Source organism: Gilliamella sp. B14448G11 (assembly GCF_016101765.1).
Lineage (GTDB): Bacteria > Pseudomonadota > Gammaproteobacteria > Enterobacterales > Orbaceae > Gilliamella > Gilliamella apicola_N.
This window is the reverse complement of sequence record NZ_JACFPX010000021.1, coordinates 1-25,790: the sequence shown is the minus strand read 5'-3', so window position 1 is coordinate 25,790 and position 25,790 is coordinate 1. Positions and strand designations below refer to the sequence as shown.

The 25,790-nt window shown below is 32.5% G+C and carries 27 protein-coding genes, 1 tRNA gene and 2 pseudogenes; 10 read left to right on the top strand and 20 right to left on the bottom strand.

The window, feature by feature from the left end; all coding sequences use genetic code 11:
- Nucleotide 1 precedes the first annotated feature (1 nt).
- The 7 genes and pseudogenes from H3S88_RS11685 to H3S88_RS11655 form a co-directional block, all read right to left on the bottom strand.
- Complete coding sequence (locus tag H3S88_RS11685; RefSeq protein WP_232352592.1) at nucleotides 2-211, bottom strand: DNA/RNA non-specific endonuclease; 210 nt, start codon at nucleotides 209-211, stop codon at nucleotides 2-4.
- A 238-nt stretch (nucleotides 212-449) separates the two neighbouring features.
- Nucleotides 450-803, bottom strand: coding sequence for a hypothetical protein (locus H3S88_RS11680; protein WP_198228974.1), 354 nt, complete (start codon nucleotides 801-803; stop codon nucleotides 450-452).
- A gap of 2 nt (nucleotides 804-805) precedes the next feature.
- Nucleotides 806-1,033 (bottom strand): annotated as a pseudogene (locus H3S88_RS11675) (DNA/RNA non-specific endonuclease); the annotation flags it as partial.
- Between the two features lie 237 nt (nucleotides 1,034-1,270).
- Entirely contained in the window at nucleotides 1,271-1,642 is a 372-nt protein-coding gene (locus H3S88_RS11670) for a hypothetical protein (protein ID WP_198228972.1), read from the bottom strand.
- A gap of 1 nt (nucleotide 1,643) precedes the next feature.
- Complete coding sequence (locus H3S88_RS11665; protein WP_198228971.1) at nucleotides 1,644-3,353, bottom strand: DNA/RNA non-specific endonuclease; 1,710 nt, start codon at nucleotides 3,351-3,353, stop codon at nucleotides 1,644-1,646.
- A 591-nt stretch (nucleotides 3,354-3,944) separates the two neighbouring features.
- Nucleotides 3,945-4,226, bottom strand: coding sequence for a hypothetical protein (locus H3S88_RS11660; RefSeq protein WP_198228970.1), 282 nt, complete (start codon nucleotides 4,224-4,226; stop codon nucleotides 3,945-3,947).
- A 300-nt stretch (nucleotides 4,227-4,526) separates the two neighbouring features.
- Nucleotides 4,527-4,613, bottom strand: a tRNA-Leu gene (locus H3S88_RS11655).
- Between the two features lie 372 nt (nucleotides 4,614-4,985).
- Here H3S88_RS11655 and H3S88_RS11650 point away from each other — a divergent pair.
- Nucleotides 4,986-5,921: an esterase family protein gene (locus H3S88_RS11650; RefSeq protein ID WP_198228969.1), complete on the top strand. Its 936-nt coding sequence runs from the start codon at nucleotides 4,986-4,988 to the stop codon at nucleotides 5,919-5,921.
- 130 nt (nucleotides 5,922-6,051) lie between these two features.
- On the opposite strand, the gene H3S88_RS11645 is transcribed toward H3S88_RS11650, so the two are convergent.
- The 3 genes from H3S88_RS11645 to hemA form a co-directional block, all read right to left on the bottom strand.
- Entirely contained in the window at nucleotides 6,052-6,294 is a 243-nt protein-coding gene (locus H3S88_RS11645) for a zinc ribbon domain-containing protein (protein ID WP_025315648.1), read from the bottom strand.
- Between the two features lie 129 nt (nucleotides 6,295-6,423).
- Entirely contained in the window at nucleotides 6,424-6,675 is a 252-nt protein-coding gene (locus tag H3S88_RS11640) for a DUF1289 domain-containing protein (RefSeq protein WP_065736973.1), read from the bottom strand.
- A gap of 35 nt (nucleotides 6,676-6,710) precedes the next feature.
- The gene (gene hemA, locus H3S88_RS11635) at nucleotides 6,711-7,982 is read right to left on the bottom strand and encodes a glutamyl-tRNA reductase (RefSeq protein WP_198228968.1); all 1,272 of its coding nucleotides are present in this window, start codon (nucleotides 7,980-7,982) and stop codon (nucleotides 6,711-6,713) included.
- 172 nt (nucleotides 7,983-8,154) lie between these two features.
- Here hemA and lolB point away from each other — a divergent pair, with 172 nt between their 5' ends.
- Nucleotides 8,155-8,772 carry a lipoprotein insertase outer membrane protein LolB gene (gene lolB / locus H3S88_RS11630; protein ID WP_065736971.1) on the top strand — a complete coding sequence of 206 codons (618 nt, stop codon included), beginning with the start codon at nucleotides 8,155-8,157 and terminating at the stop codon, nucleotides 8,770-8,772.
- A gap of 12 nt (nucleotides 8,773-8,784) precedes the next feature.
- Entirely contained in the window at nucleotides 8,785-9,624 is an 840-nt protein-coding gene (gene ispE, locus H3S88_RS11625; RefSeq protein ID WP_232352589.1) for a 4-(cytidine 5'-diphospho)-2-C-methyl-D-erythritol kinase, read from the top strand.
- 79 nt (nucleotides 9,625-9,703) lie between these two features.
- Here ispE and H3S88_RS11620 read toward each other — a convergent pair whose 3' ends face one another.
- Nucleotides 9,704-10,351, bottom strand: coding sequence for a DUF421 domain-containing protein (locus H3S88_RS11620; RefSeq protein ID WP_198228967.1), 648 nt, complete (start codon nucleotides 10,349-10,351; stop codon nucleotides 9,704-9,706).
- A gap of 157 nt (nucleotides 10,352-10,508) precedes the next feature.
- Entirely contained in the window at nucleotides 10,509-11,276 is a 768-nt protein-coding gene (locus tag H3S88_RS11615) for a transporter substrate-binding domain-containing protein (RefSeq protein ID WP_039128737.1), read from the bottom strand.
- Between the two features lie 295 nt (nucleotides 11,277-11,571).
- Between H3S88_RS11615 and H3S88_RS11610 the strand changes: the two genes are divergently transcribed.
- Nucleotides 11,572-12,639 (top strand): bifunctional transcriptional activator/DNA repair enzyme AdaA, encoded by a 1,068-nt coding sequence (locus tag H3S88_RS11610; protein WP_198228966.1) that lies wholly within the window; start codon nucleotides 11,572-11,574, stop codon nucleotides 12,637-12,639.
- A 41-nt stretch (nucleotides 12,640-12,680) separates the two neighbouring features.
- Here the strand turns inward: H3S88_RS11610 and H3S88_RS11605 are convergent.
- Nucleotides 12,681-13,085: pseudogene (locus H3S88_RS11605) on the bottom strand (response regulator transcription factor); the annotation flags it as partial.
- A 256-nt stretch (nucleotides 13,086-13,341) separates the two neighbouring features.
- On the opposite strand from H3S88_RS11605, the gene apt reads away from it, so the two are divergent.
- The 3 genes from apt to H3S88_RS11590 all read left to right on the top strand — a co-directional run bounded on the left by apt (nucleotide 13,342) and on the right by H3S88_RS11590 (nucleotide 16,366).
- On the top strand, nucleotides 13,342-13,893 hold the full coding sequence (gene apt / locus H3S88_RS11600) for an adenine phosphoribosyltransferase (protein WP_198228964.1): 552 nt from the start codon (nucleotides 13,342-13,344) through the stop codon (nucleotides 13,891-13,893).
- 247 nt (nucleotides 13,894-14,140) lie between these two features.
- On the top strand, nucleotides 14,141-14,911 hold the full coding sequence (gene ddaH / locus H3S88_RS11595) for a dimethylargininase (RefSeq protein WP_198228963.1): 771 nt from the start codon (nucleotides 14,141-14,143) through the stop codon (nucleotides 14,909-14,911).
- Between the two features lie 45 nt (nucleotides 14,912-14,956).
- The gene (locus tag H3S88_RS11590) at nucleotides 14,957-16,366 is read left to right on the top strand and encodes a basic amino acid/polyamine antiporter (RefSeq protein ID WP_198228962.1); all 1,410 of its coding nucleotides are present in this window, start codon (nucleotides 14,957-14,959) and stop codon (nucleotides 16,364-16,366) included.
- Between the two features lie 14 nt (nucleotides 16,367-16,380).
- On the opposite strand, the gene H3S88_RS11585 is transcribed toward H3S88_RS11590, so the two are convergent.
- Nucleotides 16,381-17,130 carry a tRNA1(Val) (adenine(37)-N6)-methyltransferase gene (locus H3S88_RS11585; RefSeq protein WP_198228961.1) on the bottom strand — a complete coding sequence of 250 codons (750 nt, stop codon included), beginning with the start codon at nucleotides 17,128-17,130 and terminating at the stop codon, nucleotides 16,381-16,383.
- Complete coding sequence (gene nfi, locus H3S88_RS11580; protein WP_198228991.1) at nucleotides 17,120-17,785, bottom strand: deoxyribonuclease V; 666 nt, start codon at nucleotides 17,783-17,785, stop codon at nucleotides 17,120-17,122. The genes H3S88_RS11585 and nfi overlap by 11 nt, the downstream gene beginning before the upstream one ends.
- Before the next feature lie 60 nt (nucleotides 17,786-17,845).
- On the opposite strand from nfi, the gene H3S88_RS11575 reads away from it, so the two are divergent.
- Entirely contained in the window at nucleotides 17,846-18,427 is a 582-nt protein-coding gene (locus H3S88_RS11575; protein ID WP_198228960.1) for a YigZ family protein, read from the top strand.
- Nucleotides 18,428-19,189: 762 nt separating this feature from the next.
- On the opposite strand, the gene H3S88_RS11570 is transcribed toward H3S88_RS11575, so the two are convergent.
- The 5 genes from H3S88_RS11570 to H3S88_RS11550 all read right to left on the bottom strand — a co-directional run bounded on the left by H3S88_RS11570 (nucleotide 19,190) and on the right by H3S88_RS11550 (nucleotide 23,360).
- The gene (locus tag H3S88_RS11570) at nucleotides 19,190-19,612 is read right to left on the bottom strand and encodes a hypothetical protein (RefSeq protein ID WP_198228959.1); all 423 of its coding nucleotides are present in this window, start codon (nucleotides 19,610-19,612) and stop codon (nucleotides 19,190-19,192) included.
- An 838-nt stretch (nucleotides 19,613-20,450) separates the two neighbouring features.
- Nucleotides 20,451-20,621, bottom strand: coding sequence for a hypothetical protein (locus tag H3S88_RS11565; protein WP_198228958.1), 171 nt, complete (start codon nucleotides 20,619-20,621; stop codon nucleotides 20,451-20,453).
- A gap of 233 nt (nucleotides 20,622-20,854) precedes the next feature.
- The gene (locus tag H3S88_RS11560; protein ID WP_198228957.1) at nucleotides 20,855-21,646 is read right to left on the bottom strand and encodes a hypothetical protein; all 792 of its coding nucleotides are present in this window, start codon (nucleotides 21,644-21,646) and stop codon (nucleotides 20,855-20,857) included.
- Nucleotides 21,647-21,711: 65 nt separating this feature from the next.
- Nucleotides 21,712-22,503 (bottom strand): hypothetical protein, encoded by a 792-nt coding sequence (locus H3S88_RS11555; RefSeq protein WP_198228956.1) that lies wholly within the window; start codon nucleotides 22,501-22,503, stop codon nucleotides 21,712-21,714.
- Nucleotides 22,504-22,568: 65 nt separating this feature from the next.
- A complete protein-coding gene (locus tag H3S88_RS11550; RefSeq protein WP_198228955.1) occupies nucleotides 22,569-23,360 on the bottom strand; it encodes a hypothetical protein in 792 nt (263 codons plus the stop codon).
- 1,043 nt (nucleotides 23,361-24,403) lie between these two features.
- Here H3S88_RS11550 and H3S88_RS11545 point away from each other — a divergent pair.
- Together H3S88_RS11545 and H3S88_RS11540 are read left to right on the top strand one after the other, a co-directional pair.
- Nucleotides 24,404-24,898: a GNAT family N-acetyltransferase gene (locus tag H3S88_RS11545; RefSeq protein ID WP_198228954.1), complete on the top strand. Its 495-nt coding sequence runs from the start codon at nucleotides 24,404-24,406 to the stop codon at nucleotides 24,896-24,898.
- Between the two features lie 51 nt (nucleotides 24,899-24,949).
- Nucleotides 24,950-25,684: a rhomboid family intramembrane serine protease gene (locus H3S88_RS11540; RefSeq protein ID WP_198228953.1), complete on the top strand. Its 735-nt coding sequence runs from the start codon at nucleotides 24,950-24,952 to the stop codon at nucleotides 25,682-25,684.
- Nucleotides 25,685-25,790: the final 106 nt, after the last annotated feature.

Below are 25,790 nucleotides of genomic sequence, written 5' to 3'. Positions count from 1 at the left end.
TTTATCCACCTGCTTGGTTTAATAAATTTATCTGCATAAATCGCTCATTATCTATAGAATACGATACTTTAAACCTAGTTGGTCTTATATCTGTACCCTGAAATATAAGCTCTATCTTAACTTCAACTGTTTTACCTTCTGGCAAGTTTTTAGTCCATCTATTTTCTAAAGCTTTCCACTCGCCACGATTGAGATTTGAATTCGTTGGCAGGAGGTTAATTTTTTCCTATGACCCATTTAGTTAAGATGTAATTAAGCCAAATTCTTGTAAAACTTGGCATGCATCCCCTACTTGTTCAATAATGAATATTTGCTTCAGTTCGCTAGCGTTGTGAATGTTCGGGGATCAACCTAGACACAATTAATACTTTAATATACAGTTAGATAGATTATAAAACTGTATTTATATATATGGAATGTGGTTGGGTTAGCTATTTTAATGATTAAGACTAATCATCATCTTTAAAAAGACCAATAAATCGTTCATACTTAAATTCAAAATTAATTTTTGAATTTTTAATATCTATCTCAACGATACAACCCGCCCAGATCGGTTTCCCATTAGTGAGATTGTTATCAATAAAATATTTTTTAATTTCTAGCATGGTATGAAATATATCATCTGTAGCTTTAGGATCAGGCAAAAATTCTTTTTTATTATTTTTTTTATCAAAATAATTAAAAAAGTAACCGCCAACATCATTTTCTTTTGAAATTTGAATACCCGTTACTATTTTTACCGCATCATCTGGACAACTCATAACTAATATTTGCCCTATTTTATTATAAAGATCATCTATCATATTTATTTACTCGCTTGGTTATAAAATTCTAAATAATAAAATCCTTTATTATCAATAGAATATGATACTCTAAACCTATTTGGTCTTATATCTGTACCTTCATATAAAGGCTCTATCTTAACTTTGACTGTTTTACCTTTTCGCAAGGCTTTAGCCCATTCATTTTCCATCTGTTTCCATTCACCACGATTAAGATTAGCATTCATTGGCAGGAGGTTAATTTTTTCGTATGATCCATTTAGTTAAGATGCAATTAATCCAAATTCTTGTAAAACTTGCCATGCATCCCCCTACTTGTTCAATAATGAATATTTGCGCCAGCTCGCTATGGTCGCGAATGTTCGACGTTCAGCCTAGACGCAAATACTAAGACTCTAATATACAGTAAGATAAATTATAGTAATGTGTTTATATATATAAAATGTGCTTATATTTGGATTTGCTATTATCTGATTAAGCCTAACTATTTAATCTTTAAGATCGTCATCTTCAAAAAGAGGGATAAATCGTTCATACTTAAACTCAAAATCAATTTTAGCATTTTCAATATCAACAGTTATAATACAACCTCTCCACACAGGTAAGCCATTAGTTAGGTTATTATCAATATAGTATTGCCTAAGCTCTCTTACCGCTTTGATTAAAGGGCTCGTTATATCACTATTCAATGTATACCAATTTAATTCATCATTTTGATTATAATAATCAAATATACAGGTACAAGCATCCATCTCTGGTGTAAATTCTAATTGAGCAATTACTTTTTTTGCTCCATTAGGTGATGATTTAAAAAGTAATTGCCCAATTTCATTATTTAATTGATCGTCTGTTTTTGTCATTTTATCCACCTGCTTGGTTTAATAATACTGTCTTTACCCAACGCCTATTATCAATAGAATATAATACGTCAAAACTCTCTGGTCTTATATCTGTACCCTGATATACAGGCTCTATCTTAACTTTAACTGTTTTACCTTCTTGCAATGATTTAGCCCATCCATTTTCTAGCTTTTTCCATAAGCTACGATTAAGGTTGGAATTCATTGGCAACATATTAATTTTTTCGCCAGGTCCATTCAATATCGAAGCAATTAAATGACCACCTTCATCATCGGCATTACCTAGTTTACCTGCTTTCAATTGTTGGTAAGTATTTCTGTCTAATTTATCAAGTTTAAGCGTCGCCTCAACCCTTACCACTCTCCCTAAATGGTCAGTATGATATTTTTTATTACCATCTACAATATATATTTTATTAGGTTGAGGATTATTAAGTTCTTTATTCCAATTGCCTTTGCTACCTGATTCAGTTTTAATAGTTACCGTTTCATTAGTTACACATTCAAGTTTATAGTGAGCTTTTGTTTTAACGTCCGACACCATCCATTTAATTCTTGCGTATTTTAATGTTCGCAATGAATGGGAAAAAGGTTCAACTAGCGAACCAAGCAATAACCCTTCTAAAACATTTTTTAAACGTCCTTCGGCTGCACTATCATCAGGATTAGCTTGTAAATACTCTGTGACCGGATTTTGTAGTTCTTTGAACGATTGGACTAAATTTGATAGCCGTTCTTCGTGAGGTGCAAAAACCGTAAAATCAGCGACCCCGCCAGCAATCGTGCTTTGACCTAGCTTACCCATTTTCGATATAGGTTTAATAAATTTGAGCGCTTTAGATGCTGGAATAAAACCGACTAGAAACTGGGTTATGCCATGAGTAAGTGTACCTGATATAGTTTCAGCTTCAGGAACTTTACCAAATTGAAGAGGATTCTCCGTTTCGACGTTAAAACCATATTTCATTGTTAGGTTAATCGTCGAGGAATCCCATGCTAAATCGGATACAGATTGCGCTGCATCACGAATCCCTCCTAATAATTGTAATGGTACATCATAATACCATGGGCGATTATCTTGCTGCTTATCAAAAACGATATCAACATATTGGGCGTTTACGGGTAAGCTAACATAAGCGTAACCACTGCTGTCTAACGTCCCTTGCTTCAACATCTTCTGACTAGCATTATCAAATATAGTAAAAGGTTGGTTCGCTAAATTATAAACTGTAAATTCAATATAATTATCTTGATTATCATATCTTGTTTTAAGTTCATAAGCTTTTACTTCATCTGGGGTTAATTTACGAGGCACTCTATTAACATCTGATTTTATAGGATTATTTTCTGGTTGTAACATACCAGAATGATGCTCAATCGGTATTTCAAATAAAATAGCCCGCTGTGACTCTATTGCCTCTTTTAGGGCGGCTGAGAACTTTTTATCATCTTTATTATAGGTATTCGTACCATAATATAAACCAAGCTCTTCAAGGGTTGGGTATAGGTTTTTACACTCATCTTGATGTTTAACGCAATATTTAATAATGTCATCCATCTTACTACTATAATCATAGCGGACGGGTTTTAGCTTACTATCTTGAATAATAGTGTTAAATATAAAAGATCTGGGGCGAATGATTGAATTATCTTCTTTTTGTTTTTGTAATTCTTGCCACTGCCGTGTGGTCATTAATAAATAATATTTCATGATAACTATAATTTTTTATTTTATACACTATAACGATAATCTAAATAATATAGAAATCTAATCTACTATTTATTCCATGAGTTATCAATTGTTATCTTATTTTAAATTCCAAACTTTGAATGATATTTATTTTAGTTGTCTTTATTATGAAAATAACTGCTTTTAGAAATTTAATATCTATTATCATTTATTGAACTTCTCTTTTATGAACTTAAGAAACTATAATATCGCCAAGTAAAATTTAGTTGTTTATGGTGTATGTTTTTAAAAATAAATTTCTTAAAAATAAATTTCATTAAAGTGATTTATAATACTTTTTGTCTATAGTTATTGTAGAAAGATTTTGAATTCCTATAAATATTGATTTCCTCTTGTGTAGTGGCCAATAGGAAGTTTCATGTTTAGGAGAGGAAAGTCAAAAGTTCATATCGAAACATTCCAAAAATCACTCGTACCCATTCATTTCAGCGCTAACTTAATTGTCTAGTTTTTGGTTACCCTTTTAGTAACAATCAAACCAGCATGGAGAGAATCATCATTATGTTGAATTTAATATTTACTCATGAATAAACTAAATAATGACAAATTAACCTAAAAGATTTTTGATTTTTGGATATGAGATAGGTAGGTAATGTTAGCCAGTAAGTCATCATCAATAATTTCCATATTGACAGCATAATACATTATTTCATTAATTAGTCGGCAAACTTGCTTAACTGTTTCGTATTTATTGTTGTTATTTAATGGTTGTAGTGCATTAATTTCTATAATATTTGTTATTTGCTGTAGTGAAATATCAAAGTAACTACCAAAACTGAGTAATACCTCTTTTTTTGGTATACGAGCGCGTATACTTAAAACGCCAAATCTCAAAGTTATTTGCTCTGATTAAAAGGTATATACCGCAACCATCAAATAAAGAATAATCCTTATCTGTTTTGGCTAGGCTGCTTTTATTTGTATGTCAGTTAATGGTAGAGTTTTTCTTGCCATAATAATTTTAGATATATGTTTTTCTAAGTATATTGCATTAATACACCTAAAAATATAACTAAAATTTGGGTTATAAATTTCTCTTACTGATGCTTAATGAATAATAAGATAGGTATGCTTTATGTTTATTATGTTCAATGTATTTTAAGGAATTTAAAAGAGTGTTAGTGCTGATTGATTTGGTGCCAGTGGTCGGACTCGAACCGACACGCTTTTAAGGGCGGCGGATTTTGAATCCGCTGCGTCTACCAATTTCGCCACACTGGCATTAGAAGTGTAAATAAGTAAACGTGGGCATTATACTAAGCTTTGTGATATCTGCAACAATTATTATCATAAAGCTCTTTGTTTGCCTAAAAATCAAGCTATTGCCAGCGTTTATATCCTTTAGGTTTAATAGTATAGATATGTCGCTATAACTGATAGCTACATAGCAATATTAATATTTTGAATAACAGATTTTGTATATTTAATTATGCCATACAAATTATCTTCAATCGGATTCCATAATTCCATCTGAAATTGCTATAGGTTAATAATAATGTGACAGAGTTCAAAAAATTCAATCTTAATTGCCTAACAATGATTATCAGCGGTATATGATTGCTCAATCTGTTAATCAAAAAGGAGAATTATCCTATGAAATACAACCTTTGTAGTTTTTTAAAAAATATCTTTTTAGTATGCGTCTTATCAGTTTTATATGTTACAAATTGTTTTTCATCACAGGGTATTGTTGATTCTAGTAAAACGATAAAAAGTCAAATTTTAGGTAACGATGTCCATTATACGGTATATTTGCCTCCAGATTATCATAGTTCTAATAGAACATACCCTATTTTTTATTTTTTGCATGGTGGCGCAGATGGTATTCATACCGATCCTTATACTCAGGGTAACTTACAAGCTCATTTGGATAATTTAATCAATTCTGGAAAGATAACGCCCATGATTGTTGTTACGCCTGATGCAACTAGAAATGGGTCTTTTGAAAATAATACCTATTATATGAATGATGCGGATGGCCAGTTTCTTTATGAGGATATGTTTATCAAAGAATTCATGCCTCAAATTGAAAAAAGCTACAGAGTAAATAATTTACCCAAATTTAGAGCCATTGGTGGACTTTCAATGGGCGGATTTGGCGCTGTTTATTATAGTTTACAATATCCCGGCCTTTTTAAGGCGACGGTAGCCTTAAGCGGAGCGTTTAGAACCAAAGAAGATATAATTTCAATGGATATGAATGTATACAATCGACGCTATGGCAAAGCATTCGGTTTAAACCTTGTAGGCGAAAGCAGAGTAAATAATAAGTTTTATGATAAATATGATATTTTAAATACTACATCGAATAAATTGGAGTCTGAGGGCTATTTTTATCTTGATTGCGGTTCTAAGGATGATTTTCTTATTGGCAATACACTATTAAGTATGAATTTCAAGAAAAACAATATTAACTATACCTTTATTGCTCGCAATGGTGGTCATGATTGGTCATATTGGACTTCTGGATTTGATGATATGCTGATCTTTGTTAGTCAAAGGCTACAAGATTTTAGATTTATTGATTAAGATTTGTTTAAGTTTCAAATAAGTTTTACTTTATATGGGATTACTAAATAAGCAGACAACTCCTGCTTATTTAGCTAATATTCTTAGATTTAATCTAATAAACATTTTCTAGAGTAAAAATAAATACTTTTTACCACTTTCGTTTCCAAGCAGGTAATTTTTTTAGTATTACATATGCAGTATGTTTAGCTATTGAATAATCGATATGATGATTATTAGCATAACGCAGAGCAACTTCTTGCCATTTCTCATCAAACGTTTTCATTGTGCCATCATTATGAGCGCAATGCTTACAGTAATTTTTAGACATGTCATGCAAAGGATAATCACCAAGTGAAGTCATTGGCATGCCACATGCAATACACATTTTCATAGCTGAGATCTCGATTTAATTAACAATGATGACTCATTATTTGCAATAATTGCTGGTTTAAAAAATGCTACTCCGAGTTGTTATAGATTACAAGTTATCCCGTTGTAAAATAGATAACAAGGTCAGGATTTAAAAATTGAGTTCATTTTGCAAGGTTGTATCTTGGATCTTTTGTTGTTGCTGTTGCAATAATAGATAACGCCGTCTTAGCGCCCTTTGTTTACATAAGCGAAGCACTTCTTGCTTTTGAGTATCGGAAAAACTTAACCAATTAAATCGTTCTGTCCTAGAACGAAAGCATTTAATACAATAACCTTGTTTATCGGTTTCACAAACGCGTTTACAAGGAGAGGGTATTTCAAAAAATTCCAGTTGATCCAAGCAGTTCTATTCCCTTTTTACATATCAAAAACTCACTAATGACTTTTCAAACCTAATCCTTTGCTTAACACTTTAAAACAGTCTTCACAATCATGCGTTGCTGCATTAAGTAAAGTTTGGGTTGGCGCATGGATTAATTTATTTGTTAATCGATGAGAAAACTCAGCAAAGACTTCATCAACATTTGCGCCTTGCTTAATAGCATTTAACGCTTTGATCTCTAATTCGCGTTTAATGCTTTGTGCATTACTGCGATACTGTTTAACATAGTCAATTGCGTAACGAGCTTTAAGCCAGTCGATAAATTGCTCAGCTTGTTCCTGAATTATATATTGTGCTTTTTGAGCTGCCATGGCGCGTTGTTCTAAATTATTTTCAACCGTTTTTTGAAGATCATCAATCGTATATAAATGCACATTATCAAGTTCATTAATTTCTTGTTCTACATCACGGGGAACCGCTAAATCAATAAATAACATCTGCTGATGATTTCTTACCTGCAAGGTGCGTTCGACCATTCCTTTTCCAATAATTGGTAATGGGCTTGCAGTAGAACTGATAACGATATCGACCTCTTTAAGGCGATGAGCTATATCAGGTAGTGAAATAATTTCTGCATCAATAAGGGAAGCCAATTTTAATGCTTTATCACGTGTACGATTAGCAACAAGAACATGATTAAACCCATGAGGTTTTAAATAACGAGAAATCAGATCTATTGTCTCCCCTGCTCCTACTAACATGACATTTAATTTGGATGTGTCAGTAAACAACTTACGCGCAACAAGGCAAGCAGCATAGGCAACTGAAGCCGTATTAGAGCCAATATCAGTTTGACTGCGCACAAGTTTTGCTACATGGAAAATATTTTGAAAGAGTTTTTCTAATGTCACCGACAAGCACTGATTTTTTTGTGCAATTGCATAGGCAACTTTCACTTGCCCCAAGATCTGCGGTTCACCAATAATCATTGAATCCAAACCACTTGCTACAGCCATTAAATGTTCAACAGCTTGTTGACCTTCATACCAGTAAAGGGAGTTTTTGTATTGCTCAAGATCAACATTGTGAAATTGACCTAACCAATTTTCAACAAATCCTTTTAATCTAATATAATCTATTTGGTGTTCATAATTTAGATATATTTCGGTTCGATTACAGGTTGATAATATTACACACCCCTCAATTAGAGGATGTTGGTAAAGGCTATACAGTGCTTTATCTACTGTTTCGTTAGGGAAAGCAATTTTTTCTCTTAATGCTAATGGAGCCGTCTTATGATTAACACCTAATATTGTAATTGACATTGCATTGTTTCTTCTTGCGTTTTATTTTAATCAATAGCTGTATTATGAAGCGTCCTTGGCATAACATTATACATAAAAAAATATCAAACGTTAATTTACAGTTACTTTTTCTTATTGTTGTATTATCAGTTATAATAAAATAATTCAAACGTTCAACTACAAGAGATAATTCATGTCTAAAATCAAATATGCTTTTATCCTAGTTTTACCTTTTATTATCACGGCTTGCCAGATCACTAAACCCAAAGATATTGCATCAATTGAACAACAATGGAAGACTCATCAACAAACTCTTGAACAGATAAATACCTTTCGTGTTAATGGCAGTATTGCCCAAATAAGTGAAAAAACTCGTAACTACGGGCGATTTTTAATTACCCAACAATCCGTTAACCATTTTGAAGTTAAGTTAACTACTCCGGTCGGAACAAATATATTAACGTTAAAATCGGAGCCTGATTTTGCCGAACTCATTAATAAAAATGGTAACCGTTATAGTGACACTAATATTGAGAACTTAATGAAGAAAGTATCGAATGTTAATATTCCTTTTAACTCTCTCCATAATTGGTTAAAAGGTTATTCTAACAATATTAATGATAAATTAGACAATTCTGGCAGATTAGTATCAACTGAATTTATGCAAAACAATAATAAATGGAATTTAAAAATTCCGAGTTATTCAACTTATACCTATAAAAACCAAAAAATAGATTTACCTGCAATCATAGAGTTAAATCATGATGGTGAAAATATTCGTTTAAAGATCAGTAACTGGATTTTGCAATAACAGGAAGTCATAATGAAACAGTGGTATTCACCAGCAAAATTAAATTTATTTCTCTATATAACTGGGCGTCGTGCTGACAATTATCACAATTTACAAACCTTATTTCAGTTCATTGATTATTGTGACATTGTAACATTTAAAGTACGTCAGGATAACCAAATCCATTTACTGACCGAGTTTGTTAATGTACCTGAAGATAAAAACTTGATGGTTATTGCTGCCAATCGGTTAAAATCTTATACAAATCGTCAGGATTTGGGGGTAGATATCATTATTGATAAAAAAATCCCTATGGGCGGTGGGCTGGGTGGCGCGTCATCAAATGCTGCAACGGTATTAGTCGCACTTAATCAATTATGGCAACTCAATCTAACAACGGAAACATTAATTGAAATAGGACGGCAAATTGGGGCTGATGTGCCTATCTTTATTTATGGTCATGCAGCTTTTGCCCAAGGCATTGGTGATCAGTTATTAACGGTTGATATTCCACAATATTGGTATTTAGTCACCTACCCTAATATTGAAATCTCCACAGTTAAAGTGTTTAATGATCCTGAACTTACCCGTAATACACCAAGCCGAGATCTTGATGATTTATTAGCTTTACCTTTTGAGCAGTTTAAAAATGATTGTGAAAATGTCGTTCGAAAACGATATCCAATTGTTGATAAGGTTATTACTTATCTGTCTCAATTTGCCCCAACCAGATTAACTGGAACTGGTGCTTGTATCTTTACTCAATGTAAAACGGAACAAGAAGCGCAACAAATTCAGCAAAAACTCAATAATAATTTTCAAGTATCAAGCTTTATTGTTAAATCATTAAACCGATCGCCTTTATATAACTAAAATAGTTAAACTCTTTATAAAACCTTAGCCAAAATAATGGTTAAGGTTTATTAATTAAAAATTTACCATAACAAAAAACTCAATTAACAAGTTCGCTTGGTATGACAAAAAGACGATCATCATAGTATTCAACACAATATAATCCATCATAATTAGCGTAACCCTGCTCAGCTAATTTAGATTTTAGCCAATCTTCATCTTTGCCAATCGATTTTAACCCATCTTCATTAGGACTTTCATTTTCTAATACAAGGACGGATATGTCTTTATCACCTTTTTTAACCACAGTTAATTGACCATTCGGCTCCAAAATGGCTTTATCAACAGTATGAATAGTAAAAATATTCTTCATTCTAAGTAGTACAGCAAAACTGGAAAAATCCAAGTTAACACTGGTAAAGGCATCTAGTTTAATTTTACCCTTTTCCATTAAAATAATCGGATTACCAACAATGAATGCTTTGGCATTTTGACTTATTTTCTTTAAATAGTTGGAAGTATACATAATGGCTGTCCACATTATTAACACAACCAAAAAATCAAAAACGGTTAACTTTGGATTATAGATAATACCTCCCGCAATTCCACCTAAAATCATATTACCAATAAAATCAATACTCGACATTTGGGATAGTGAGGTCTTACCAGTAATTTTTAAAAATAAGATAATACAGATGAATACAACCAACAACTTTAATGCAATGACTAAAAAATCATAGTAATTCATTTTAGTATTACTCCAAAAAAGATTAATATACATTATTTAGAAGAGAGATAATGACCTAATGGATCTATTGGTAACCAACAAAAATAGAACTAAAACAGATATTATTTAGGATAATAATGGCAGTGTTAACCGCCATATTTAATAGGTTACTAGCGAACTAATTTAATTGAGTTTTTACGCCCCATTTTAACGCTAATTGCTGCTTATTTGAATTAGGAAGCCAACTATTAATTGCATCCAAAAGTTTTTGGTTGCCTGATTGAACCATATAAGCTTTATAGCTTTCTGTACCTTTAAATGGGGTGTCAGTTGCTAAACATAAAACATTTGGCTCTTTATATTGATAATACTGACCTTCAATAAGATCCGTTACCATAAGGTCGGCTGTTTTATCACGCAAAGCTTGGATATTATCAAAATTATTTTCTACGCGAATCACTTGGGCCTTATGAATATTATCATTGACAAAGCTTTCATTGGTACCACCAGGATTAACGACCACCTTAACATCAGGTTGATCAATTTTGTCTAGACTTGATAAATTGGATGCAACATGGCATGCAGCTAACGCTACTTTACCATTTGGCACTATTTCATCAGAAAGTAAGAATTTTTCTGCACGATCCTTTGTATAAGTTACACCACCCATAGCAATATCATAATTATCATCCGCTAAATCTTGTGATAAGGTTGGCCAACTAGTGATATAAAATACCGGCATCACATTTAATTGTTTTGCGAAATCTTTTGCCATATCAATATCAAAACCGACCAATTTTTCTTGGGTATTATAAAAAGCCAATGGCGCATAATCAGCGGGGACACCAATTTTTAAAAATCCTGAATTAATAATTTCATCGTAGGTTCTTGCTTGTGCAAGTCCTGAAAATAATAGTAATGCCATAATAGCAGACGCTTTTTTCATTTTTTTATTCCTTTTCATTTCTGAAATTTTGCAATTATTATTAATAAATTATAATAAAAAAATCAGATAAATCATTTATCTGAACTGATCATTATTCATAAAATTTTACTTTTATTAAGCGTGAGTATTAGATTGGATATTCATTCGTTTGGCAATTATTTTTGATCAAATATCTGAAATTTTTATCAAATAATTATGTTTGAAAATAGTTGTCAATTTTTCGGTTGCCAAGAAAATGGCTTTTTTAATAAGCTTACAACATAATGAAAATCAATTAATCTAAAAGAAACATTCGATGCTAATTACCGATACTAAACAAACAGAAATTTATTACCGAGCCTTACTTGACCGAAATCAAAGTTACGTAGGAATTTTCTATGTAGGTGTTAAAACGACATCTATTTTTTGTATTGCTACATGCCGAGCAAGAAAACCAAAATATGAAAATGTCGAATTTTTCTCAACTTTTAAATCAGCTCTTGATGAGGGATATCGACCTTGCAAAATATGTAAACCCACTGAAAATTCAAATCAAGCACCGGAAGAGGTAATTAAAGCCATTGAATTAATGAATAAAGAGCCCAAAACAAAAATAACGGATTATGAATTGAGACTGAATAACTTAAGCCCAGAAATTATTCGTCGATGGTTCAAAAAACATTATGGAATAACGTTTCATGCTTATCAGCGAATGTTTCGAATTAACAATGCTTTTCAGGAAATTAAATCAGGAAAAAATATCATCAATACCGCATTTGATACAGGTTATAATTCTTTAAGTGGTTTTGGTTATACCTATAAAAAAATCATGAAAAAATCACCCTCAACCAATCGACAGCATGACGTTATTTTAATTGATCGCTTAACCACTCCGTTAGGCCCAATGTTTATTTGTGCAACCAAGCAAGGTATTTGTTTATTAGAATTTGTTGATAGAAGAATGCTTGAAACCGAATTCAAACAATTACAAACCCAACTTAACATGAAAATTATTTTTGGAGAAAACGAACACATAAAACAAGCCAAAATTGAGATTTCCGAATATTTCCAAGGGATCAGAACTCATTTCACTGTAGCATTACATACACCTGGAACGCCTTTCCAACAAACCGTTTGGGAATGTTTAAAAGAAATTCCCTATGGTGAACTGACAACTTACAAACGGCAAGCACAAAGAATGAATAATCCATTGGCAATTCGAGCAGTAGCCAACGCCAATGGTAATAATCGTGTAGCAATCATCATTCCATGCCATCGAGTAATCGGATCTAGTGGTGAACTTATTGGCTATGGAGGAGGATTAGAAAGAAAAAAATGGTTAATAGAACATGAAAAATCACACTCACACAATCAAACTGAGTAAATCAGAAAATTGAAAATATTTAACCCAATCACTAGAACGATCTAATGCCTATAACCAATGCCATGAATAGTTTTGATTAAAATAGGTATTGTTGGGTTAATTTCTATTTGTTTTCTCAATTTTGAAATATGTTGGTCAAGCGTCCGACTGCTCGGTAAAAAATCATATCCCCATGCGTAATCGAAAAGCATGTCACGTGTAACAACCTGATTTTTATGTTGATATAAACATTCCAATATTTTGATTTCTCTTAATGTCAACTCAATAATTTGGTCATTTCGTTTTGCGTATAATTCAGTAGGATAAATTTTTAAATCACCAAATTCAAAATAATCACCTTGAGTGAGATTTGGATTTTTTGCTTTCAAATAACGTCTTGCAATGGCTTTAATTCTTACTCTTAATTCATGAATTCCAAAAGGTTTATTCATATAATCATCAGCACCTGATTACATTGAATTCTCCTTCCATATAAAGTTTATTCAATTATTAATCATTTGCAAAATTTATTGTCTAAATAATGTATTTAGTTGTAAAAATCCAATTAAACGATGCACAAATGGATATCAGTAATCGCATTCAAACTCGCCTATCTCACTATTTTACGGTGTGTTAACTGTTTGTTTATTGCCACTGTAAAGAGCATGGGTATATAATAAAAAATTAGTCGCTCTTAAAGAAAATAGTTAGAGAATATTTGATATGACTCAATTGCAAGAAAAACTTGAACTTATTAAAAATAGCATTATTACTATCCCCGATTATCCAAAACAAGGGATATTGTTTCGAGATATCACCAGTTTACTTGAAGACCCTATCGCTTTTAGAACTTCTGTCGATCTTTTAATTGATCATTATAAAGATAAAAATATTGATAAAGTTGTTGGAACAGAAGCCCGTGGTTTTATTTTTGCAGCACCTTTAGCCTTAGCATTAGGTGTGGGTTTTGTACCGGTAAGAAAACCCAATAAGTTACCCCGTAATGTGTTTAAAGAAGAATATCAACTTGAATATGGTACCGATACATTAGAAATGCATTGCGATGCAATAAAACCTAATGAACGAGTGCTAATCATTGATGATCTACTTGCGACAGGTGGGACCGTTGCCGCAACCGCTAAATTAATTCAAAAAGCGGGAGGAATAGCTGAAGATGCAGCATTTGTTATTAACTTACCAGATTTACAAGGTAAAACTAAGTTAACCAAGATGGGGATTAACTGTTATACATTGGTCGATTTTAATGGTGAATAACCTATAAAGCCTTTATAACAGCTAAAAAATAAATTTTAAGGGTAATGTTTATTACCCTTTTTTATAAAAAATAATCAGCCTCTATTTTTCTTTCATTTAAGTTTTATCCACCAATCAAATTTCCCACTTGAATAAAAAAACACAAAAATTGCATAAAAAGTCATATTAACTCTTGATAAAGTTATTGTTGTGAATTATTATTCAAAAATAAAGCATAATTATTTAATTAAAAAAGGATTTAAAACGAATGAAAAAATTTAATCATATTATTGCAAGAACACCAGCCAAATCACTTATCGATGGTTTAACATCAGCTAACTTGGGTAAACCCGATTATCAAAAAGCGTTAGATCAACACAATAACTATATTCGAGCTTTGCAACAATGTGATGTTGATATCACTATTTTACCGGCTGATGAACGTTTTCCAGATTCTGTATTTGTTGAAGATCCAGTTTTGTGTACCCCACATTGCGCCATTATTACTAGACCTGGTGCCGAAAGCCGTCGTGGCGAAACCGAAATTATTAGCGAAACTATTGAAAGATTTTACCCCAATAAAGTTGAAAGAATTACCGCACCTGGCACAGTTGAAGCGGGAGATATAATGATGGTTGGTAATCATTATTATATTGGTTTATCAGCGCGAACCAATCAATCTGGTGCAGATCAAATGATTGCTATATTAGAAAAATATGGATTATCAGGATCTGTGGTTACTTTAGAAAAAGTACTACATTTAAAAACGGGTCTTGCCTATTTAGAACATGATAATTTGTTAGCAGCGGGTGAATTTGTTACTAAACCTGAGTTTCAACACCTTAATATTATTGAAATTCCTGAGCATGAAAGTTATGCCGCTAACTGTATTTGGGTGAATGAACGAGTCATTATGCCTGCAGGCTATCCAATTACCAAAGCAAAAATCGAAGCACTTGGTTATCAAGTAATTGAAGTTGATACATCGGAATACCGTAAAATTGACGGTGGTGTAAGTTGTATGTCATTGAGATTTTAATTAAAAAAACAATTTATTATATAAATAATTAAATAAGAAATTAATATGAATACACCAGTAAGAAAAAAGCTTGGTATACTTCCTCTCACTTTAATGGTGGTGGGAAGTATTGTAGGGAGTGGTATTTTTAGCCTACCACAAAATATGGCTGAAGGAGCCGGTGCAGGAGCAATATTAATTGCATGGGTTATCACCTTATTTGGTATGCTAATGCTAACAAGAATCTTTCAGTATTTATCGATCCGTTTTTATAAAATCAATGATGGATTATATGGATATGTACGAGCGGGATTTGGTGATTATATTGGCTTTAATGCGGCATGGGGGTATTGGATTTCTGCATGGATGTCATGCACAAGTTATTTGGTTATCTTGTTTAGCGCTCTCGGCTCGTTTGATTGTTTCAGCTATTTTGGCAATGGTACCACGTTCCCAGCAGTTATCGGCGCCCTTATTTTCTTATGGATCGTCAATTCGTTTGTATTAAAAGGAATCTATCATGCATTTTTATTAAATTGCTTAGTTACTTTAGCTAAAATTGTACCAATTGGATTATTTATTGTCTGCATCATTTTAGCGTTCAAAGTAGATACCTTTAAAACAGATTTTTGGGGAACGCCACAATTAGGCTCTATTGTGGATCAAATAAAACACACTATGCTTTATACAGTTTGGGTCTATTTAGGTATTGAAAGTGCGACAGTTTATGCATCACGCGCCAAGAGTATCTTAAGCATAAGCCGAGCCACCTTTTTTGGCTTTGCTATCACTAGTTTATTACTCATTTGCGTATCGGTATTATCTTTAGGCATTGTTCCTCAACAGGAATTAGCAGAGATGAAAAATCCTTCAATGGCACTGGTCATTGAGCATGTTGTAGGTAGTTGGGGAGCGACTTTTATTAACATTGGACTTATTGTATCCGTGAGTGGTGGACTATTATCATGGCTACTACTTGCTGCAGAAATGCTGTTTCTAAGTGGACAAGGTGACGATCACACCGTACCGAGCTGTTTTGGCAAACTGAACAAGAAAGGAACCCCTGCCAATGCATTATATTTAACTTCTACTTTGATCAGTATACTCATCATCCTTGCTCACTTTTATCAATCTGGCTATAACACGCTGATTCAATTATCCACGTCCATGGTGCTTATTCCCTATCTGCTATCAGCCCTTTTTGTACTTAAATTGGCGATAAATCGTGGTAAAGCTTACTTAATCTTTTTAGGCTCAACGGGTTCAATTTATGGGGTATGGCTGATTTATGCAGGTGGAGTGTCTTATCTATTACTATCCATGATTTTATATGGCATTGGATTGGTATTTTATTTATACGCTAGAAAGCAAAGAGCACTACCTGCTTTCAGCTTTCTACACGATAAAATCTATGCTATCACCATAATTATTTTAGCAATTACTGCCATAATCTATTTTTATGTGCTACCTAATTAACTCATAATAGAGAATTATTTTCGAAATAGATAAAAATCATTCAATAATTGTCTGAATGCTGATGAATAACGTCCATCATCATCACGCATACAAAGTTGCTCACTGAGCACTTGACCACTATTAATTAAAGAAAAAGCCAATAAGGACAATGAAAAGTTTTTATTGGCATTATATTTGACATACAACTCTTGCTGTAAAAAAAGCTGATTTGCCTTACACAGACAAATAAACTGATCAGCCATATGAAAAGGGAGAACCAAACAAAACAGACCACCTGGTTTTAACAAGCGTTTAACTGAGTTTATAAGCTGTTCAAAATTCAAACTTTCAGTATAACGAGCAAGTTGACGTTGGCTATTGCGACAGTCAACTGCTGGTTCAAAATAAGGCGGATTTGTTACAATTAGGTCATAACATGCTGCCAGATTAAGACCAAATTTATTAATATCTGCTTGTTGAGCCCTGACCGATGACAAACCTGCGTGCATACTATTTTCTTGACACTGCTTTATAGCATCCGCATTAATATCAATAGCATCAATTTGGCAAGGGTCATGAGCCAAACGTTGAGCCAACATTAATGCTATCACTCCACATCCTGTACCAATATCAAGGATTTTTTGCGGATGATGGTCAATTGGAGCCCAAGCACCAAGTAAACAACTATCCGTTGTTACCTGCATAGGACTTTTATCATGCGCAACAAAAAAACGTTTAAACGTAAAACCGCCTTTTTTTAAAGGCTCTTGATGACTATTTTTCATTTAATAACTTCTTAAATAGAGGTTTATTCGACGCAATCGCATCTGCCCAACGAGTTGGCTCAGGTAAACGATAACCTCTTAAACACAGGTTCACCCACTTTAATGCACTCTCTTGACTGACACGATGTCCTGCTGAAATAAATAAAGGATTACAATTATTTTTACTTTGCAATACCCAACCTATCTGCTGTTGTTTATCTAACAAAGCAGTTACATTGCCTGCTTGTTTTGGTAATGTTTCATATTGCCCACATAATCGTTTTTTAGCCACTCCAATGGTTGGCATGTCCAACAATAAACCAAGATGACTGGCAATTCCTAAACGTCTAGGATGGGCAAAACCTTGACCATCGACCAATAGCAAATCTGGTTTTTGCTTTATTGGTTGCCATGCTGCCAATAAAGCAGGATATTCCCGAAAGGATAAATAGCCAGGAATATAAGGAAACTCAGTTTTTAAACGAGCTATATGATATTCAACAACAGAAAATTCAGGATAACTTAGCACGACTATCGCTGCTCGAGTAATATTACCATCATCTTCAAATCCCACATCAGTACCACCAATAAAATTGATTGGTTCGTTAAAGTCATCGGACAATCTCACTTGATTAGCCAACGATAACTGGGTTTGTTTTAATTGTTGTAAATTAATAGACATTTTAATTATGATCAGTATCATTATCAGTTATGAAACAATTTTACCAGAATACGAATGCCATATACATTAGCAATTCCCACCCAACTCACCGAAGAAATCAAAAAAAGTCGTTTTATTGTCAATGCGGCGCCAGTAACCTCGGCCGAACAAGCTGCTCAATTCATTGACTCAATCAATGATCCTAATGCCACTCATAATTGCTGGGCATGGAAGATTGGACAGCAATACCGTTTTAATGATGATGGCGAACCGACCAGTACAGCGGGACGCCCTATTTTGTCAGCGATTGAAGGGCAAGATTGCGATCAAGTTGTAGTTGTCGTTACTCGTTACTTTGGTGGTATAAAATTAGGCACTGGGGGGTTAATTCGTGCATATGGTGGTTCTGCAAGTCACTGCCTTCAACAAGCGACATTGATTGAACTTATAGCACGCATTACTTTGCAATTTCATTGTTACTATAACGAATGGCCTATTATCGAAAATCGCCTTAAAGAACTTGATGCGATTATTGAAAATCAAGAATTTGATGCTGAAGGAGTAAAAGTAAGCGTAGCTATTACTAAAGATAATTCAGTGATATTACAAAAAAATATCAGTGATATTACCCGTGGCAGAGTCAATATAACCTTATAAATTTTATGCCCGATTATACTGTGAAAAAGTTTCAGGTTAACTATACGTTTTAGTAAAAAATGGGATATTGAACAAATGTATTATTTAATTGATGCCCAAAGAGATTAGACCGTTACCCCTGCTATAATCAACTTTGATTTCACAGCGGTTGCAAGCATATTACAGTTTTTTATTATTTTAGATAATTTGGTTGATGATTGATCTGTTTAGAATTGATTTTACGATATTAATTTCAATCAATAATGTGGATATATGGATATCTAAGTTATGTAATAATAAATTTTGGTAATTGAAATGAGATTCATTATTGAATTAAAAAATAAAACAACCTTTCAGACAAATATGAAATGATCATTGTTGCAAGATGAGCAATTGATTTTGTTGGTTTCCGACTATCACTGCTATTATCCTACTTAAAATTAGACTTTATCATAAAACAAATTATTGAAATACAATATTTTATCTAGACAAGGCAGGTATTTCTTTCAAACCATAAAATTTTATATTAGTATTAACTAATCCATTATTGAATAGCCATATGGTAAGCTCCACTAATATAAAAAAACACTAGTATTAAGTAGATCATATTAGGTTTTGAATTGACAGTAAGATAGACCTATCATTGATTTAAATAATATTTAAAATGTATTTCAATCTTCATCATGGTTTCCTTATACGCCTTTCAATGGTATCATTTTCCTTTTTACTTAAGTATCAACTAACATACTGAACTTAGCACCAGCATATTAATACAATAACTGTTTAGTGTATGGATTTAATTAAGTGGTTTTTACCTGATATAGGCGTTGCCTCAATCATTTGCTCATCTGATTCAGATTCATCTTCAAGTTCACCAACTGTATTTGACTCATCATTATTCTCTGCATTTACGCCTTCATCAGATAGAGTTGAACCTGATTGCGTTTCAACTTCTTCAGTATTAATTAAGTACGTCGGATTAGCTTGAATTACATTTGCTGTCCTGACATTTAATGCAGTTACATCATTAATACTTAGCACTACAAAAATACTTGCACTGATCAACAAAATCTTGCAATAGAAAGATTTATCTAACATTAATTCAGATAAGCCCGATGCAAGATTAGAGACGGACTGAAAACACTTTTGGGGATTTAAAGAAGAATCTAAATTATGATCTCCTACAAACCAACTGCACTTTAACATCTTATTACTTCCTCCCGACAAATGATTGCTTTTTTATAAATGCAATCTTATGTTGCGAAGTATAATATTTTAAAAAAAATTAGCAAACTTATCTTAGAAAGATTTGTTAACTAATGTAAAATCAATTAATTGCAGGGACCTTTTTTTATTTCCAAACTCTATAATTTTTTGAACTTTTCTTATATAATATCATCGTTGTTGATTAAATTTCACACATCTCATTAGCTTATAATAATTGCTGTTCCTACTAAAATTAAGTGATATATTAATAGTGCAAATTATCATCCCTTTTGTACCAAAACAATATAATTAAACAAATAAGTTTAAATAATAAAATTAGAACCTAGAAATAAAAATTTACCTTTTTAGATCATTATATACAAGCAACTAGATCGCCAACTTGTTCATCGACCAATTTTATGAGTTCTAGTATTTTCTCATCACCATCAATAAAAATGTAAACATTGTCTAAACGAGGATAGTATTGTTTGAAAAATTTTCCACTTTTTTGTACTTGCAGGACAAAAATAGAAAACTAAAGCATCTTTACTGCATCCTATAGCCATAAAATAATCCTAATAAAATACACCGTCCATGTCTATTGATTTTATACAAATACCTTATTCAAAAAAAACACAATAACATTCAACTGCCCATGTAACTTCTTTGTAAAGTTTTTTAATTGATTATATTTCGAAATAGATTTGTACGTAATGCCTAATAAGATAGATTATAACAACTATACCTACTAATGGGATTAAATTAATAAGCTGTGTTAACTAGTTATTTAAAGTGAAAAACGGTGCAAAAGAAAACATACCAATATAAAAGCAACGACCTAACCAGCTAATACCATAAAAGCATATTTAAGGAAATGCAGGCGATGAATTGTACCTAGAATTTTTACAAATATCGCCTGTTGTGAATCGAATATAAAGCTGCGTTTAAATAGAAAATGAGCTTCATTAGGAGCAAGAGCATAATAAGGTTTATTAATTCTTTTTTTCATTGATATTCCTATATATTGTTTTGTATATGGCTTGCATCAATATTATAAAACACAATGATTAATTGAAAATTAACCTAACCTTATTATTTTATTTAAAATTTAATAGAAATGAACTAATTATATCTACAATTTTAAACCTGAACATCCTATACTCATAAGTTTTATCTTCGTATCTTTATATAAAACTTTACTTCTACCAACTAGCTAAAGTAATTATGATTACTTATCAGATCTTAATTACCATCTACCATGTATACTGAACCATCACCCCAAGTTCCAACATAGTAATTGTTTTTATAATATGCTAATGCAACTGCTCCCGATAAAGATGAAGCTAAATTTGTTACCTTTTTCGTTTTTACATCAATTTGTCGCAACATTCCAGCACCATTATCAATGACCGCCACAACATTTGACGAAATTGTTGCAATACCAACTCCTGGACGAGTGAATTGATCACCTAATTCAGTTTTATTACCGTTAGGTTCAATCATGGTTAAACGACCGCTATATTGAGATACAACTAAGCTATTATCAGCAAGTTGAGTAACACCAACTGGAGTAGTCAATCCTCGTGCTACGATAGTCTTTTGTTTCGTGTCTAAATCAAGTGATACAATTTCACCCGTTGAACGATTAGTGACTAATAGTCTACCATCATTAGAAAAAGCGATACCGGTAGGCGTATGATAGCCGTCTGATATTTTTTGTGATTGACCGTTCGGCGTAATTTTTAAAATATAATCACCACTATAAGATGAAACATATACATTATCTTGTTTATCAATGACTATTCCTGAAGGAGAAGAGATACCTCTATAAAAGGTCTCATGTTCACCATTGTCTTTAACTTTTACGATTGAACTACCAGACCAATTGGTCACATACATCACGCCTGAACTATCAAAAGCGATTCCTGTTGGGGCATTAAAGCCCGAAGCTAACTTTGTTGAAGTTGCCATACTAAATCCTGCAAAAAAGAAGCAAAACATAAATAGAAAGAAATGTGATAATCTTTTTTTCATAACGAGTTTCCTTAATAATTAGCTGCTACACTTTGGTTAAAATAATTGTAATTGTTTATAAAATCTTACTTACCATCTACCATGTATACTGAACCATCCCCCCAAGTTCCAACATAGTAATTGTTTTTATAATATGCTAATGCAACTGCTCCCGATAAAGATGAAGCTAAATTTGTTACCTTTTTCGTTTTTACATCAATTTGTCGCAACATTCCAGCACCATTATCAATGACCGCCACAACATTTGATGAAATTGTTGCAATACCAACTCCTGGACGAGTGAATTGATCGCCTAATTCAGTTTTATTACCGTTAGGTTCGATCATGGTTAAACGACCGCTATATTGAGATACAACTAAGCTATTATCAGCAAGTTGAGTAACACCAACAGGCGTATTCAATCCTCGTGCTACGATAGTCTTTTGTTTCGTGTCTAAATCAAGTGATACAATTTCACCCGTTGAACGATTAGTGACTAATAGTCGACCATCATTAGAAAAAGCGATACCGGTAGGGGTTTGATAGCCGTCTGATATTTTTTGTGATTGACCGTTTGGCGTAATTTTTAAAATATAATCACCACTATAAGATGAAACATATACATTATCTTGTTTATCAATGACTATTCCTGAAGGAGAAGAGATACCTCTATAAAAGGTCTCATGTTCACCATTCTCTTTAACTTTTACAATTGAACTACCAGACCAATTGGTCACATACATCACGCCTGAACTATCAAAAGCGATTCCTGTTGGGGCATTAAAGCCCGAAGCTAACTTTGTTGAAGTTGCCATACTAAATCCTGCAAAAAAGAAGCAAAACATAAATAGAAAGAAATGTGATAATCTTTTTTTCATAACGAGTTTCCTTAATAATTAGCTGCTACACTTTGGTTAAAATGATTGTGATTGCTTATAAAATCTTACTTACCATCTACCATGTATACTGAACCATCCCCCCAAGTTCCAACATAGTAATTGTTTTTATAATATGCTAATGCAACTGCTCCCGATAAAGATGAAGCTAAATTTGTTACCTTTTTCGTTTTTACATCAATTTGTCGCAGCATTCCAGCACCATTATCAATGACCGCCACAACATTTGATGAAATTGTTGCAATACCAACTCCTGGAACTTCGAATTGATCACCTAATTCAGTTTTATTACCGTTAGGTTCGATCATGGTCAAACGACCGCTATATTGAGATACAACTAAGCTATTATCAGCAAGTTGAGTAACACCAACAGGCGTATTCAATCCTCGTGCTACGATAGTCTTTTGTTTCGTGTCTAAATCAAGTGATACAATTTCACCCGTTGAACGATTAGTGACTAATAGTCTACCATCATTAGAAAAAGAGATACCGGTAGGGGTTTGATAGCCCTCTGATATTTTTTGTGATTGGCCGTTCGGCGTAATTTTTAAAATATAGTCATCACTATAAGATGAAACATAGATATTATCTTGTTTGTCAATGACTATTCCTGCTGGAGAAGAGATACCTGTATAAACGGTCTCATGTTCACCATTCTCTTTAACTTTTACAATTGAATCACCAGACCAATTGGTCACATACATCACACCAGAGCTATCAAAAGCGATTCCTGTTGGGGCATTAAAGCCCGAAGCTAACTTTGTTGAATTTGCCATACTAAATCCTGCATAAAAGAAGCAAAACATAAATAGAAAGAAATGTGATAATCTTTTTTTCATAACGAGTTTCCTTAATAATTAACTGCTACATTTTTAATGTATTGAATACCAACAATAGCTAAGATTAGAATAATGATCCCACTCCAAACCATGCTTTGATAAACTATACCCAATAGATAAGTGCCAATAATGCCTCACGTCAAACAAGAGATTAGACATTGATTCAATGAACAAAATAACATTTAGAGATTGATTAAGCTTAAGAAAGGGTAACTAACAAAACAAGAATTGAAAAATACATATTTTGTTATACGAAATTCGTATTGTAGAAAAAACAATATAAACTAATGCAAAAAGGAAAGATCTTATTCATAATAATGATTCGATTGAGCTAAGATAAATAGCAAAGTCATTTGAACATCTGTTAAGTAACTTATGAGGAATAGTAAATTTATAGATATTGATAGCAAAAAATTAACAAATATTTAACAATAATTTTTTGCTGTCTGCGAAAAACTTCATTTTTCTGGTGCAGCTGAAAAACTAGGTATAAGCCCCTACTTTCAACTCAAATAAAAATTTGGAAGAAACCTTACAAAGTACACTTTTTTTAAAAAACTCACACAACATCGTATTATCCAAAGATGAGGAAATACTAAAATCAAAAGCAAAATTATTAAGTGATCTCCTAGCTAAAGTAAAATAAACAAAACTAACTATTTTGAAAAGTTATTATAGGAATAACTAAAACATTAGTTTTTAAATATATTAATTTTTTATTTACCTTTATTTGGCACCATAAACCTAAAAATCACGTCGATTAATAAAGGCATTATTGATTTTTTAATTTAAGTTTAAACCATAGAATATGGTTAATTTAAAGAAATTATTTTCTACCCTTTCCTTAAAATTTATACTACTTCATTGACAATAATAATGACCTGAATAAAAAATTTATCTGGTAATATTTTTTAGGAGATATTGTGAGCATCATTCTGAATGACTTTATGATTTTTTAAGAGTTAGATCGTTTTTAACAAATATTGCTTGCCAGCATTAAAACCATTACAATGAGGCACAATTAACCACTATTTTTTATTTTTATGATTACCTATACTGATGCCACTTTAGACGATTTGCCCTTTATTGTTGATGTTTATAACTCTACCATTGCTAGCCGTCAAATTACGGCCGATTTGGAGCCGGTGTCAGTTGAAAGTCGTGTAGTTTGGTTTAATCAGCATAATCCTAAAAATCGACCTATTTGGTTAATCAAATATTCAAATCAACCATGTGGTTGGGTAAGTTTATCCTCTTTTTATGGTCGTGCAGCTTTTGAAAAAACAGTTGAGATCAGTTTGTACCTACATGAGGATTTTAGAGGAAAAAAAATCGGTCAAACAACCATCGAACGCATTGAATTATTTGCCAAACAAGCTGGTATTGAATCCATATTCAGCTATGTTTTTGGGCACAATCTTCCTAGTATGAATCTATTTAAAAAAATGAATTATCAACAATGGGCATTATTACCTAAAATTGCCGAACTTGATGGCGTTAAACGTGATTTAGTTATTTTAGGAAAGCATCTGGATTAAATCACCTATCTGTTTTTATCTATTTTGTTTTTTTATAGGAAAACTCAAAACATGAGCTTTTTAAAATATTTCCAATTTTTATATCATCAAGCCAAAATTACCAGCATTTTAGTAGTAATTAATGTTGCATGGTTTATTATTTCTCGCATTTTTGATATGCGAGGATTATCAGATTTTAGTCAAAGTAAGTTTTTAATTGACTGGGGAGCTAATGTTGCCCAACTTACATTTTCTGGTGAATATTGGCGACTTTTTACTAATATTTTCATGCATGTAGGATTAGCACATCTTGCTATGAATATGTTAGCACTATGGAGTATTGGCGTTATTTTAGAAAAATTAATACCTCCTTTAGCCTTTATTGGAATCTATTTGCTATCGGGTTTATTTGGAAGTTTAGCAAGTGATGTTGCCACAATACATATTAATGTCATTAGCTGCGGCGCTTCAGGGGCAATTTTAGGTATCATCACCGCCCTACTTGCTTACTCATTGATTAATCGTACTGATTTACAAGAGATGCCTATCAAATCCATTGTGGTGAGTTTATTACTCACTGCTGGATTGGGTTTATTACCTTCTATTGATAATATGGCACATATTGGTGGTGCAATAACCGGGTTTATCTTAGGAGGATTAATCACGCTTTGTTTGAAAAAATTTCGATATCAAAGCCAAATCTGTACAATATTAACAGTCCTAATCTTTGCCAGTGCAATTCTAATTTTATATTGGGGTTATCAGCATTATCAATATGATTTTTTGATAAATGGTTATAGGTATTAATAAAAAAAGGCGCATCAAAGGTGAAGTGACCCCATAAAGTTGGACACTTTTATTAAGCGGCTTGTAAGGCCTGATTTCGATATTCAACCGGAGTCAGGCCTTTTAA